Source organism: Micromonospora sp. NPDC005171 (genome assembly GCF_040608575.1).
Classification (GTDB): Bacteria; Actinomycetota; Actinomycetes; order Mycobacteriales; family Micromonosporaceae; genus Micromonospora.
This window is the reverse complement of the sequence record NZ_JBEXIM010000004.1, coordinates 186,514-198,946: the sequence shown is the minus strand read 5'-3', so window position 1 is coordinate 198,946 and position 12,433 is coordinate 186,514. Positions and strand designations below refer to the sequence as shown.

13 protein-coding genes are annotated in these 12,433 nt (G+C 71.7%); 8 read left to right on the top strand and 5 right to left on the bottom strand.

The features are described from left to right. The first annotated feature begins 25 nt into the window (after positions 1–25). Positions 26–1,759, top strand: coding sequence for a DEAD/DEAH box helicase (locus tag ABZU74_RS09215; RefSeq protein ID WP_355420189.1), 1,734 nt, complete (start codon positions 26–28; stop codon positions 1,757–1,759). A gap of 901 nt (positions 1,760–2,660) precedes the next feature. On the opposite strand, the gene ABZU74_RS09210 is transcribed toward ABZU74_RS09215, so the two are convergent. Beyond that, positions 2,661–2,894, bottom strand: coding sequence for a hypothetical protein (locus ABZU74_RS09210; RefSeq protein ID WP_030337431.1), 234 nt, complete (start codon positions 2,892–2,894; stop codon positions 2,661–2,663). A gap of 245 nt (positions 2,895–3,139) precedes the next feature. Then, on the bottom strand, positions 3,140–4,750 hold the full coding sequence (locus tag ABZU74_RS09205) for an RNA polymerase sigma factor (RefSeq protein ID WP_355420186.1): 1,611 nt from the start codon (positions 4,748–4,750) through the stop codon (positions 3,140–3,142). Between the two features lie 665 nt (positions 4,751–5,415). Here ABZU74_RS09205 and ABZU74_RS09200 point away from each other — a divergent pair. Then, positions 5,416–6,234, top strand: coding sequence for an inositol monophosphatase family protein (locus ABZU74_RS09200; protein ID WP_355420183.1), 819 nt, complete (start codon positions 5,416–5,418; stop codon positions 6,232–6,234). Positions 6,235–6,376: 142 nt separating this feature from the next. Here the strand turns inward: ABZU74_RS09200 and ABZU74_RS09195 are convergent, their stop codons facing one another. After that, positions 6,377–6,889, bottom strand: a complete 513-nt coding sequence (locus tag ABZU74_RS09195; RefSeq protein WP_355420535.1) for a LytR C-terminal domain-containing protein — start codon at positions 6,887–6,889, stop codon at positions 6,377–6,379. 433 nt (positions 6,890–7,322) lie between these two features. Between ABZU74_RS09195 and ABZU74_RS09190 the strand changes: the two genes are divergently transcribed. Together ABZU74_RS09190 and ABZU74_RS09185 are read left to right on the top strand one after the other, a co-directional pair. Further along, on the top strand, positions 7,323–7,619 hold the full coding sequence (locus ABZU74_RS09190; RefSeq protein ID WP_007075406.1) for a DUF4193 domain-containing protein: 297 nt from the start codon (positions 7,323–7,325) through the stop codon (positions 7,617–7,619). A gap of 116 nt (positions 7,620–7,735) precedes the next feature. Continuing rightward, the gene (locus ABZU74_RS09185; protein ID WP_355420180.1) at positions 7,736–8,560 is read left to right on the top strand and encodes a hypothetical protein; all 825 of its coding nucleotides are present in this window, start codon (positions 7,736–7,738) and stop codon (positions 8,558–8,560) included. 92 nt (positions 8,561–8,652) lie between these two features. On the opposite strand, the gene ABZU74_RS09180 is transcribed toward ABZU74_RS09185, so the two are convergent. Beyond that, positions 8,653–9,180: a DUF3093 domain-containing protein gene (locus tag ABZU74_RS09180; RefSeq protein WP_355420533.1), complete on the bottom strand. Its 528-nt coding sequence runs from the start codon at positions 9,178–9,180 to the stop codon at positions 8,653–8,655. Between the two features lie 90 nt (positions 9,181–9,270). Between ABZU74_RS09180 and dut the strand changes: the two genes are divergently transcribed. The 4 genes from dut (at position 9,271) to ABZU74_RS09160 (ending at position 11,699) form a co-directional block, all read left to right on the top strand. Beyond that, positions 9,271–9,807: a dUTP diphosphatase gene (gene dut / locus ABZU74_RS09175; RefSeq protein WP_355420178.1), complete on the top strand. Its 537-nt coding sequence runs from the start codon at positions 9,271–9,273 to the stop codon at positions 9,805–9,807. Positions 9,808–9,832: 25 nt separating this feature from the next. Next, complete coding sequence (locus tag ABZU74_RS09170) at positions 9,833–10,495, top strand: DUF3710 domain-containing protein (RefSeq protein WP_355420175.1); 663 nt, start codon at positions 9,833–9,835, stop codon at positions 10,493–10,495. A gap of 114 nt (positions 10,496–10,609) precedes the next feature. Then, entirely contained in the window at positions 10,610–10,990 is a 381-nt protein-coding gene (locus ABZU74_RS09165; RefSeq protein ID WP_238659245.1) for an OB-fold nucleic acid binding domain-containing protein, read from the top strand. A 25-nt stretch (positions 10,991–11,015) separates the two neighbouring features. Then, positions 11,016–11,699, top strand: coding sequence for a DUF3159 domain-containing protein (locus ABZU74_RS09160; RefSeq protein WP_355420171.1), 684 nt, complete (start codon positions 11,016–11,018; stop codon positions 11,697–11,699). Positions 11,700–11,742: 43 nt separating this feature from the next. On the opposite strand, the gene ABZU74_RS09155 is transcribed toward ABZU74_RS09160, so the two are convergent. After that, positions 11,743–12,432: a TrkA family potassium uptake protein gene (locus ABZU74_RS09155; protein WP_355420168.1), complete on the bottom strand. Its 690-nt coding sequence runs from the start codon at positions 12,430–12,432 to the stop codon at positions 11,743–11,745. Between the last annotated feature and the right edge of the window lies 1 nt (position 12,433).

Genomic DNA, 12,433 nt, shown 5'->3' with positions numbered 1-12,433 from the left:
TCGTGCGGTCGGAGAGGAGCTTCGCGTGGCAGCCCGGACGCCGGTGCTCGAAACGTTCCCAGCGTTGCGCGCCTGGCAGCGCAAGGCCCTGGTGGAGTACCTGCGTCGCCGTACCGAGGACTTCACCGCGGTCGCCACGCCCGGCGCCGGCAAGACCACCTTCGCCCTGCGGATCGCGGCCGAACTGCTCGGCGACGGCACCGTGGAGGCGGTCACCGTTGTCGCGCCGACCGAGCACCTGAAGAACCAGTGGGCTGACGCGGCGGCCCGGGTGGGCATCCAACTCGACGCCGCGTTCCGCAACGCCGACCTACACTCCGCAGCCGACTTCCACGGCGCGGTGGTCACCTACGCGCAGGTGGGGATGGCCCCGCAGGTACACCGGCGGCGCACCATGACCCGACGCACCCTGGTCATCCTCGACGAGATCCACCACGCCGGCGACTCCCGGTCCTGGGGCGACGGGGTGAAGAACGCCTTCGAACCCGCCGTACGCCGGCTGATGCTCACCGGGACGCCGTTCCGCTCCGACGACAACCCCATCCCGTTCGTCAGCTACGAGCGGGGCGGAGACGGGCTGCTGCGCTCCCGCGCCGACTCGGTGTACGGCTACTCCGACGCGCTGCGCGACGGCGTGGTCCGGCCGGTGCTCTTCCTGGCGTACTCCGGGGAGACCCGCTGGCGTACCAACGCGGGGGAGGAGCTGGCGGCCCGACTGGGCGAGCCGATGACCCAGGACCTGGTGGCGCAGGCGTGGCGTACCGCACTGGACCCGGCCGGCGACTGGATGCCACAGGTGCTGCGGGCCGCCGACGCCCGACTCACAGTGCTGCGCAACGCGGGCATGGCCGACGCCGGCGGTCTGATCATCGCCACCGACCAGCAGACCGCACGCTCGTACGCCAAGCTGATCGAGCAGGTGACCGGCGAGAAGGCCGCCGTGGTGCTCTCCGACGACCAGGGCGCGTCCGCCCGGATCGCGACGTTCGCGGCGTCCGACCAGCGGTGGCTGGTCGCGGTGCGGATGGTGTCCGAGGGGGTCGACATCCCGCGACTGGCGGTCGGGGTCTACGCCACCAGCGCCAGCACGCCGCTCTACTTCGCCCAGGCGATCGGCCGGTTCGTGCGGGCCCGCCGACCCGGGGAGACCGCGTCGGTCTTCCTGCCCAGCGTGCCGCACCTGCTCGGGCTGGCCAGCGAGATGGAGACCGAGCGCGACCACGTCCTCGGCAAACCCAAGGAAGCCGACGGCTTCGACGACGACCTGCTGGAACGCGCGCAGCGCGACGACCAGGCCAGCGGGGAGTTGGAGAAGCGGTTCGCGGCACTCTCGGCCACCGCCGAGCTGGACCAGGTGATCTTCGACGGTGCGTCGTTCGGTACCGCCGCCCAGGCCGGCACCCCCGAGGAAGAGGAATACCTCGGCCTGCCCGGCCTGCTCACCGCCGACCAGGTCTCGCTGCTGCTGACCAAACGGCAGGCCGCACAACTCGCCGCCCAACGCCGCCGTACGGCCGACGGGGCCGCTCAGCCGGCCGCTGCGGCCACCGCAGCGCCACCCGCACCCATGAGCGCCGCCCAGCGTCGCGTGGCGCTCCGGCGCCAACTGAACGCTCTGGTGGCCGCCCGACACCACCGCACCGGCCAGCCACACGGCAAGATCCATGCCGAACTGCGCCGACTCTGCGGCGGCCCGCCGAGCGCCCAGGCCACCATCGAGCAGCTTGAGGAACGCATCGCCACCGTGCAAACCCTCTAGACGTCCCCTATCGCCGGCCTGCCGACTGTCGGCCTGCCGGCCTGCCGGCCTGCCGGGCTGTCGGGCTGTCGGCTGGCTGGGGAGGGCGTCGCCACCGGTAGCCCTTCCGGCCCGTCCACCCCACTGCCACCATCCGACACAGGCGCTCGGATTGCGGCGCTGAGTGGGCTGCCTCTTGGGCGCAGTGTGCGCCCGTGATTGCCGGGTGGGGTGTCCGTGCCGGGCGCGGTGTGCGCCAGCGCGTGTGGGGTTCTCTTCGTCCTTGCTTGAGCTTGGGCGTGGTCTTGGCGCCCGTGCTTGGCCGCGGTGTGTGCGCGCCGGTGCTTGGGGCCTGGTGTGTGCGCCCGTGCTTGGGGCGTGTGTGCTCCCGCGCTCGCGGCGTGGCCTGTGGCCAGGCTCGCGGGCGTGGTCGGTGGCCGTGCTGACGGTGTGGTCGGTGGCCGGGTTCGCGGCGTGGTGTGTGGGCGGGCTCGGGGCGCTGCGCATCGCTAGGCACCCACCTTCGGATCCCGCGTGGTCGATGGTCGCGCTCGCGGCATGATCGACTCGGGTTCTTTGAAAACGCGGTGTCCGAGCGAGGTGGAAAGCGCGACTTCCGTGAAACCGAGTTGATCACGGCTTGGCCCCCGTCGAGCCGAAGAGTGCCTGCCCGGAACGCCCGCGCGGGTGCCCTCTGTGGGGGCGGCCCTGCCTTCAAGATCGCGCAATATCCAGGATGTAGTGGCATCGGCGCGTCGATGAGGCCACTCATCCTGGTTCGAGCACGATCTTGGCGCGGGGCGCGGGGCGCGGGGCGCGGGGCGCGGGGCGCGGGGCGCGGGGCGCGGGGCGGTTCGGACAGATAAAAGTCGGCCGGAGACACCCTCGGGGTGCCTCCGGCCGGCTATGTCGGTTTGCGGATTTAGTTCGCCATCAGATCGGCGCCACGCCAGCTGAAATCGGGCTCCGTTGCGAACCGCTCGGTGATCTTCACGAGATCCTCCGCGTACTTGTTCGCGTGGTGCCCGCAGAACACCAGCTCGCTCCCACCCGCCAGAGTGATCCGGAGCTTCCCGGCAGCATTGCAGCGGTCGCACCGTTCATCGGCGGCTGGGGGCGCCACCGTCTCGGGCGGCGGCGTGAGGGTCGGGGTCATCGCCTTCCTCCTCTGGTCGTCACCGATGAACAATCTCTTCGGTCGTTGCTCACCTATCGTGCAACACCCTTACTAGGCACTGCCTTCCCTGTGTGCCCGCGGGGGACCGAGGTCACACCTGGAAGGGACAGTGTGCCGTGCACCCAGGGTGCCACGTCAACGATCACATTCGTGCATCCGGACGATCACCATCTGGTGTTGCACGCCAGGTGGTCAAAAAGACACGTTCGGTTGACGAAACCCGCTCAGTCCAGGTAATCCCGGAGAACCTGCGACCGGGACGGGTGACGCAGCTTGGACATCGTCTTGGACTCGATCTGCCGGATCCGCTCCCGGGTCACCCCGTAGACCTGGCCGATCTCGTCGAGCGTCCGAGGTTGGCCGTCGGTCAGGCCGAAGCGCAGACGTACCACACCCGCCTCACGCTCGGAGAGCGTCTGCAGCACCTGCTGGAGCTGGTCCTGCAGGAGCGAGAACGAGACCGCGTCGACCGCGACCACGGCTTCGGAATCCTCGATGAAGTCGCCGAGCTGGCTGTCGCCCTCGTCGCCGATGGTCTGGTCCAGTGAGATGGGCTCCCGAGCGTACTGCTGGATCTCCAGTACCTTCTCGGGTGTGATGTCCATCTCCTTGGCCAGCTCCTCCGGAGTGGGCTCGCGGCCCAGATCCTGGAGCAGCTCACGCTGTATGCGGCCGAGCTTGTTGATGACCTCGACCATGTGCACCGGGATGCGGATGGTGCGGGCCTGGTCCGCCATGGCGCGGGTGATGGCCTGGCGGATCCACCAGGTGGCGTACGTGGAGAACTTGTAGCCCTTGGTGTAGTCGAACTTCTCCACGGCCCGGATCAGACCGAGGTTGCCCTCCTGGATCAGGTCGAGGAAGGCCATGCCACGGCCGGTGTAGCGCTTGGCCAGCGACACCACCAGTCGGAGGTTCGCCTCTAGGAGGTGGTTCTTGGCCCGCTCGCCGTCGCGGGAGATCCAGCCCAGGTCACGGACCATCTCCCGGACGAGCTTCTCCTCGCCCTCGTCGGCAGCCCGCAGGCGCTCGGCGGCGTAGAGCCCGGCCTCGATCCGCTTGGCCAGCTCCACCTCCTGCTCGGCGTTGAGCAGCGGAACCTTGCCGATCTGCTTCAGGTACGCGCGGACGGAGTCGGCGGAGGCGGTCAGCTCGGCGTCGCGTCGCGCCTGCTTGAGGGCCTCGGACTCCTCGTCGTCCCACTCGAAGTCGTTGTCGGTCGCCGAGGCGGCGGCGTCGGTCTCGGCGGCCTGGGCCAGCTCGGCCGGCTCCTCGACCACCACGTCCTCGATCGCGGCGGCCAGCTCCTCCGGGTCGATCTCACCCTCGGCGCCTTCACCCTTGGCCTTGCCGCCAGCCTTGGTCGGCTTGACTCCGGCGGCCGCGGCCACCGTCGCCTTGGTGGCTCGGGTCGACTTGGTCGCCTTCGCCGGCGTCGCCGCGGCGGCCTCGGCGGCGGTGCCGGTCGCCTTGCGGGCGGCCACCTTGCGCGGGGCCGGCGTCGCCGGGGCGTCGTCGGCGGCGGGCGCCTGCTTCGGGGCCGGCGCGGCGGCCTTCTTGGTGGTCTTGGCGGTGGTGGCGCGGGACGCTGGCGTGGTCGAGCGGGCCGCGGCGACGCGGCGACGGGTGCTCGCCGAGCCGTCCACCACGACGGTCACTCCCGCCTCGGAGAGCGCCCGCAGGATCTTCTTGGCCTGGGCCGGAGTCACCTCGGCGGACTCGACGGTGCGCGCGAGCTGAGCCGACGTGAGCTGGCCACCGGCGCTCTGCGCGTGGGCGATCAGGGTGTCGGTGAGCGAGCGAACGTCGGCGCCGGGCTGGCGGGGTTCTGTCACGAATGACCTTCCGGAGGCGAAGAGCGGGCACGGCGGGTTCGTCCAGCGCAGCGAGGGTTACCGTGCCGGGCGATGTGGTTGAGGGACCCTCGTGTCACGGTCCGGCCGGTGGTCGGCGGTCCGTGCCGCGTGGGCAGGGGTGAATTGTAACGCCGTCTGCGGCGATCATCCTGCTCCGCACCGCGTACCGCCGGTGGGGACCGTCGGTGCGGCGGAGATATGGGCTTCGCGGTAATGATAGCCGCGCGGCCGGCGAAGGACTTCCGTCATTGAGCCCGGGGGCGCGCAGATCGTGCCCAAACTGCCGTCTGAGCAGCCAGTACCGGGTCGGTGAGGCGGTTGCGAGGGCACGCGTGTGGATCACCGAGGTCGCCGGTGGTCCGGCCGGTGACGTGCCCACCAGGTCGCGGTTGGGCAACGGTTGCGGGCCGAGCATGGACGGGGCGGTAAGCACTTAAGCCACATTACCGGACCTAAAGGGGCATATTGCCGGAGGCTGGCCGCTCGAGCCGCGCGGGCGGTGCGGATGCACCCCTGGCAGCGACACCGAGCACCAAAGATCCTGGTCTGGCGCCGTCGCGCGGCGTCCGGAACGATGATCTTCGGAAGCCGGGTCGGTAGTCCCACGTATCCACATGCACCCGGAGTGCGGAAAGAGGCGAATCATGACCAACTCGGCGACGACATCATCGGAGCTGCTGAGCGTCGCGGTGCAGGTGGCCCGGGACGCGGCGGACACCGCGTACCGGATGCGCGTCGAGGGGGTTGTCGTCGCCGCCACCAAGAGCACCGTCACCGACGTGGTCACTGCCGCCGACCGGGCGGTCGAGCGGCAGATCCTCGACGCGTTGGCCGCGCTGCGCCCGGATGACTCGGTGCTCGGTGAGGAGTACGGCGAGGGGGCCTCCGGTGCGGGGCGCAGCGGGGTGCGCTGGATCGTCGACCCGATCGACGGCACGGTGAACTACCTGTACGGGCTGCCGCACTCCGCGGTCTCGCTGGCCGCCGAGGTGGACGGGGTGGTGGTTGCCGGCGTCGTGCGCAACGTGAGCACCGGGGAGGAGTGGACCGCCACGGCCGGCGGCGGGGCCTGGCGCGACGGTAAACGGCTGCGCTGCTCCGGCGAGGTCGACCTGGGGCAGGCGCTGGTCGGCACCGGCTTCGGCTACGACGCCGCCCGCCGGTCACACCAGGCGCAGGTCGTGGCCGGGCTGATCGCACACGTCCGGGACATCCGCCGGCTCGGCGCCGCCGCGCTGGACCTCTGCCTGGTCGCCGAGGGGCGGCTCGACGCGTACTTCGAGAAGGGTCTTGCGGCCTGGGACCTGGCCGCGGGCGGGCTGGTGGCCGCCGAGGCGGGGGTTCGGGTCGCCGGACTGGCCGGTCGGCCGCCGGGGCCGGACCTCGTGGTAGCGGCCCCGCCCGCGCTCTTCGCGCCGCTGCACGATCGGCTGGCCGCGCTGGACGCCGCCGGCGGACCCTGATCGCGCGGTCCCTGGCCGGCCGGCCCTGACCGTGCCGGTCACCGGTGATTGGACCGTGACGAGTTCGACAGTGCTGACCGGCCCGGTCGACCAGGTCCGCGCCGGGTCGCCGACCCGGCGCCGCGGTGGGCCGGTTACGCCGTCACTTGGCGGGTGGGGACGGGCAGGAGCCCTTGGGCGCCTCGGGCGGACCCGAGTCGCCGAGCGACTGGTTCACCTCGGTCGTGGTGGCGAGCTGCTGGAAGCGGTTGCCCAGCACGACGTCCACGGTGTCGTCGGTGCGCTTCGGGTCGTAGCCCGGGGTGGCGTTGTTGAGGAAGTACGCCTGGAGCAGGTGCGCGGAACCGACGCCCTTCGGGCCGTACCGCAGCACCGCGACGCTGTCGACCTTCTTCTCGTTCCCGGTCTTCTTGACCTGGAACTGTCGATTGCTGAACTCGTCGGCGACGGTGTGGGCGAGACCGGGCTGGTCCGTGGCATTGAACACGTTGATCTTGACGTCCTTGCGCTCACGCAGGGTCAGATCCGCCAGCGGCCAGCCGTCGGGGCAACCCGCCGCGGTGCCCGCGTTGCCCTGGCTGTCGCGGACCACGGCCACGACGACGAAGACCAGGGCGATGATCGCCAGCAGGCCGACGACGACGAGTGCTCGCACGCGCGCAAAACTCATCAGGGCACTCCCCGGACCTCAGGTGGGTGGTGACGGCCAGAAACGATCGCTCAGGCCGCCGGCCGTCGAATACGCCGCTGAGGTTAACGGTTGTCCGGCCGTCGCGTGGAAACAGCCCGACATGCCGGCGCGGCGACCGCGAACCGGGTACTACTACCCCTATCTTCGTGTCGCCTGAATCACATTGGGAACAACTTCGCGTGCGGGGGCGTACATCTCAGCCGCAAGGGCGGTATACATGCCTCGCCCAAGGGGGGGTAAGGTTCCGCGCTCGCAGGGGAGTCGCCCCAGCGAGCTCGACCCGTTCGGTCCTCGGGTCGGGTGCCCGACACAAGTGGTGGCCGGCCAGCGGAACCGAAACAGCGTCGTCCGGCGTTACAACCGGAAGCGACAACATCGATATGGGAGAGTGAAACCGATGGCCACCGACTACGACGCCCCGCGTCGCGACGAGGTCGACCTCGGCGAGGACAGCCTGGAAGAGCTCAAGGCACGGCGCGTCGACTCACAGTCGGGCGCGGTGGACGTCGACGAGGCCGAGGTGGCCGAGAGCTTTGAGCTGCCCGGTGCCGATCTGGCCGACGAGGAGCTCACGGTCAAGGTGCTTCCGATGCAGCAGGACGAGTTCCGGTGCGCCCGCTGCTTCCTGGTCCACCACCGTAGCCAGCTGGCGGTCGAGCGTAATGGTGAGCTGATCTGCCGCGAGTGCGTCTGACAGCCACGACACCAGCGGCGGCCTCCTGAACGGGGCCGCCGCTGCCGGTGTAGGCAAGCGGCAGCGGTGGGTACCTGTTTGACTCGTAGCGGGTAGCCACAGCACCGGGAGGTCCGATGAGCGATCGAGGCGGCACCACCGATGGCGGCACGGACGGCCCCGGTGCCACCCGTGGCACGGATGACCTCGGTGCCACCGTTGCCGCGTTGACCGCGGACGACATCGCGCCGGCCCGACGCCGCCAACTGCTGACCCGGATGGTCGGGCAGGCCCGCGCGCGTGGCATCTCCGACCTGTTCAAGCCCCGCGCCGCCGTGCGGTGGATGGTCGACACCGTCGCCGAGATCGCCCCGCACGTGCCGGTGCGGGACCTGGCCACGCTGCGCCGGCACTTCCCCGGTCTGGACGACGCCGCCCTGACCGACAGGCTCATCCGCAACGCTTCGAGGACCACCGCCGCGATCGGCGCGGCCGGTGGGGGCGTCGCCGCCGTCGAGTGGGCGGTGGCGCCGACCCTGCTCTCCGCGCCGGTGCTGCTCGCCGCCGAGACGGTGGCCGTGGTGGCGGTGGAGCTGAAACTGGTCGGCGAGCTGCACGAGATCCACGGTGTGTCGCTACCGCCTGGCGGTAGCCAACGGGCGGTCGCACTTGTGCACTCCTGGGCCACTCAGCGCGGCGTCAACCCGATGGTGCCCGGCGTGGGAGTGGGAGCGGTGCTCGGCACCGCCGCTCGCAAGGAACTGCGGGAAATGCTGCTGCGGCGTTTCGGCCGCAATCTCACCACGCTCGGGCCGTTCCTGACCGGCGCGGCGGTGGCCAGCTTCCTCAACCGCCGGGCCACCCAGCAGATGGCCGACCAACTCCAGGCCGACCTGCGTCGGCGGGGCATCGCCCGGCCCGCGCCACCGACGGCCCTCCCGGGGCCGCCGACCGGCACCTGAGCGGGTCGGCGGCAACGGATCAGCCCGGCCCGCGCCACCGACGGCCCTTCCGGGCCCGCCGACCGGCACCTGAGCGGGTCGCAGGCGTCGGATCAGCCCGGCTCGCCCGCCGTCGGGTGGGAGGCCGCCAGGGCGTCCCGCGCGGCCAGCACCGCCTCGGCCAACTCGACCGGATGCCGGGTGCTCACCACCCAGAACGGGGTCGGATCCGCGGGGTCGTCGAGGATCACCTGCACGGCGCCGCCGATCCACGGTCGCTGCACCACGAAGGCGAGCGGGTCCGCGCCGACGCCGAGCACCTCCCGTCGGCCGGCCACGTCCAGCGGCACCACGTCGGCCACGAACCGGACCGGCAGGCGGGCGTCGTCCACCCGCAGCTCGGCGTCGACCACCCCGACCCGGATTCGGCCCAACCACCACAGCCCGGCCGCGGCGAGCGGCACCAGCACGGCGAACGGCAGCCAGGCGCGGACGCCGGAGGCGCCCATCCAGATCTCGACGGCCAGCAACGCTGCGGCCACCAGCCCGGCCAGCCACAGCCACCAGGGCAGATCCAGCCGCTCGGTGTACGCCGAGCGGGCGGCGACCGGCGGCTGATCGGCGGACGGGGAGGGCGACATGCTCACTCCTGCGAGGGTACGGCGCACGACGGGGCGACGAACCGGCAGGATGGCAGGGTCACCCCGCGAACCGGACGGAAGAGGGGACCTGTGACCGACGTCGTACCCGTGCCTGTGCAGCTGCTCGACCCGGAGCTGCCGCTGCCCACGTACGCCCATCCTGGCGACGCCGGGGCCGACCTGGTGGCGGCCACGGACGTGGAGCTGCCGCCCGGCGGTCGTGCCCTGGTGCCCACCGGAGTGGCCATCGCGCTGCCGGAGGGGTACGTGGGCCTGGTCCATCCCCGCTCCGGTCTGGCGGCCAGGCTCGGCGTGACGGTGCTCAACGCGCCCGGTACGGTCGACGCCGGCTACCGGGGTGAGATCCTGGTCAACCTGATCAATCATGATCGGGATGTGCCGGCGAAGATCTCCCGCGGCGACCGGATCGCGCAGCTCGTGGTCCAGCAGGTCGCACGGGCGCGGTTCGAGCCGGTGGTCGAGCTGCCCGCGTCCCGGCGCGGGACCGGTGGGCACGGGTCCACCGGTGGGCACGCCGGGCTGGTGCCGTCGCCGACGGGCCAGAACCGGGTCGAGCGGCGGCCGAGCGAGCCGGGCCGCGGGCAGGCGGAAGAGGTGGCAGGGTGAGTGTGAACAGCGGAGGGCAGGCGCAGTGATCTTCTCCCGAAAGCGGGCCGATGCCGAGCGGCAGACCCGTGACGAGCGGGCCACCCAGGCCCCGGACCAGGGCGATGCGGCGCCGATGCTGGAGCGCGGCCCGTACGACATCTCCGAGAGCTACGACGACGTGCAGCGACTCGACCTGGGCAGCCTGCACATCCCGGCGATCGCCGACGTCGAGGTGCGGGTGCAGGCCGACCCGCAGGGTGTGGTCCAGCAGGTGGTGCTTGTGCATGGCGACAACGCGCTCCAGTTGGGCGTCTTCGCCGCCCCCCGGTCCGAGGGGATCTGGGACGAGGTGCGCGAGGAGATCCGGCAGTCGCTGCTCCGCGATGGCGCGAGCGCGCAGGAGGTGGCCGGCGAGTACGGCCCGGAGCTGCACGCCCAGGTGCGTACCCCGGATGGAGCGACGAACCTGCGGTTCGTCGGCATCGACGGGCCGCGCTGGATGGTCCGTGGCGTGTTCCAGGGCCCGGTGGCGACCGACCCGGCCATGGCCGGGCCGCTCGTCGAGTGCCTGGACGGCCTGGTGGTCGACCGTGGGCAGGAGGCGAAGCCGGTCCGCGAGCCGCTGCCGCTGCGGCTGCCTCGGGAGATCGCCGACCAGGCCGAGGCCGAGGCGGGCGACGCCGCCGCCGCACCGCGTCAGGTCTGACCCGCGCGCACCCGCCCGCCGGAACCAGCCCCGTCGGCGTACGCTGGCGGCACGGTTCCGGCGCCGCCGGGGCCGGCCGGGGACGGCGAGCGTGGAGAGGGTGACGCGGAGGTCATGACGACCGACGAGAGCCGGGTGTCGCTACGGCGCATCCTGCAGAAGTTCACCGCCAGCGAGGCCGAGATCGACGCGCAGGAGCTGCGTCGGGAGAGCGCCGAGTGCGGCGGGATCCCCGCCCAGCAGTGCTCCCGGGGTCAGCTGGTGTCGGTCGCCGGGCGGCTGCGCACGGTGGTCTACACACCGCGCACCAATCTGCCCACCCTCGAGGCCGACCTGTACGACGGCAGTGACGTGGTCACCCTCGTCTGGCTGGGTCGGCGGCACATCGCCGGGATCGAGCCGGGCCGGCATCTGACCGCCCGTGGCCGGGTGGCCGTGCGGGACGACCGCAAGGTCATCTACAACCCCTACTACGAGCTGGACTCGCCCAAGTGACAGCACTGCGGACGGAAGGCCGGCGATGACGACGGGACAGGACCGGGCGGCACAGCCGGAGACCGACCCCCAGGGCGACGAGCCGCTGCCGACGATCGCCGAGCAGATGGCCGACCAGCTTGGCGGCTGGCGTGGGTTGGTCGAGTCCAGCATCCCGGTCGTGGTGTTCGTCTTCGCCAACATCATCGGCGAGCTGCGGCCGGCGGTGATCGCGTCGATCACGGTCGCCGTGCTGATCGCCGGGCTGCGGCTGGTCCAGCGTCGGCCGATCCGGCACGCCGTCAACGGGCTGTTCGGCGTCGGCGTCGGCGCGGCCATCGCGTGGCGTACCGGCGACGAGCGCGACTTCTACCTCCCCGGCATCCTCTACGGCATCGGCTACGGCGTCGCCCTGCTGATCTCGGCCGCGATCCGGCAGCCGCTGGTGGGCTGGATCTGGTCGGTGTTGGTGGCGAAGGGCCGTTCGGAGTGGCGGGCCGACCCGAAGCTGGTGCGCACGTTCACCCAGCTGACCGTGCTCTGGGGCGTGGTCTGGCTGGCCAAGGTGGGCGTGCAGGCCGGGCTCTACCTGGCCCACCAGGACACCGCGCTGGGCGTGGCCCGGCTGGCGCTGGGTTACCCGCCGTACGCGCTGCTTTTGCTGATCACGGTCTGGACGGTGCGCCGGGTCACCCGGGAGTCGCCGCCGGCCCCGCTGCCCAGCGCCTGAGCGAGGCCGGGTCACCCGGCCCGCTCAGCGCGCCCGCCGGGGGTCAGCGTGAGCCGCGGGTCCGTTCGACGCTGTCCGGCCCGAGGATCACCGCGCGGACATCGTCCTCCACCTCGGCGGTGCAGACGAAGATCAGCTCGTCGCCGGCCTCGATCGGGTCGTCCGGGCTGGGCACCAGGACCCGCTTGCCGCGCAGGATCGCCACCAGGGCGGAGTCGCGGGGCAGCGGCACGGCGTGGATCGGCTGACCCACGTAGGGGGCGGTCGGCGGCAGGGTGATCTCGACGAGGTTCGCCTCCCCCTGTCGGAAGGTCATCAGCCGGACCAGGTCGCCGACGGTGACCGCCTCCTCGACGAGCGCGGCCATCACCCGTGGCTTGCTCACCGCGACGTCCACGCCCCACTGCTCGGTGAACAACCACTCGTTCTCGGCCCGGTTGACCCGGGCGACCACCCGGGGCACCGCGAACTCGGTCTTGGCCAACAGCGACAGCACCAGGTTGGTCTTGTCGTCGCCGGTCGCTGCGACCACCACGTCGCATCCGGCGACATCGGCCTCCTCCAGGCTGGTCAGCTCGCACGCGTCGGCCAGCACCCAGTCGGCGGCCGGCACCCGGTCCGGGCGCAGCATCTTGGGTTGGCGCTCGATCAGCATCACCTGGTGGCCGTTGTCGATCAGCTCCTGGGCGATCGAGCGGCCCACGTTGCCCGCGCCCGCGATGGCGACCCGCATG

Bases quoted from the DNA above. Each gene is read 5' to 3' on its own strand.
- ABZU74_RS09210 (WP_030337431.1), bottom strand. From the start codon at position 2,894: ATGACCCCGACCCTCACGCCGCCGCCCGAGACGGTGGCGCCCCCAGCC.
- ABZU74_RS09200 (WP_355420183.1), top strand. From the start codon at position 5,416: ATGACCAACTCGGCGACGACATCATCGGAGCTGCTGAGCGTCGCGGTG.
- ABZU74_RS09190 (WP_007075406.1), top strand. From the start codon at position 7,323: ATGGCCACCGACTACGACGCCCCGCGTCGCGACGAGGTCGACCTCGGC.
- ABZU74_RS09185 (WP_355420180.1), top strand. From the start codon at position 7,736: ATGAGCGATCGAGGCGGCACCACCGATGGCGGCACGGACGGCCCCGGT.
- ABZU74_RS09180 (WP_355420533.1), bottom strand. From the start codon at position 9,180: ATGTCGCCCTCCCCGTCCGCCGATCAGCCGCCGGTCGCCGCCCGCTCG.
- ABZU74_RS09165 (WP_238659245.1), top strand. From the start codon at position 10,610: ATGACGACCGACGAGAGCCGGGTGTCGCTACGGCGCATCCTGCAGAAG.
- ABZU74_RS09160 (WP_355420171.1), top strand. From the start codon at position 11,016: ATGACGACGGGACAGGACCGGGCGGCACAGCCGGAGACCGACCCCCAG.
- ABZU74_RS09155 (WP_355420168.1), bottom strand. From the start codon at position 12,432: ATGCGGGTCGCCATCGCGGGCGCGGGCAACGTGGGCCGCTCGATCGCC.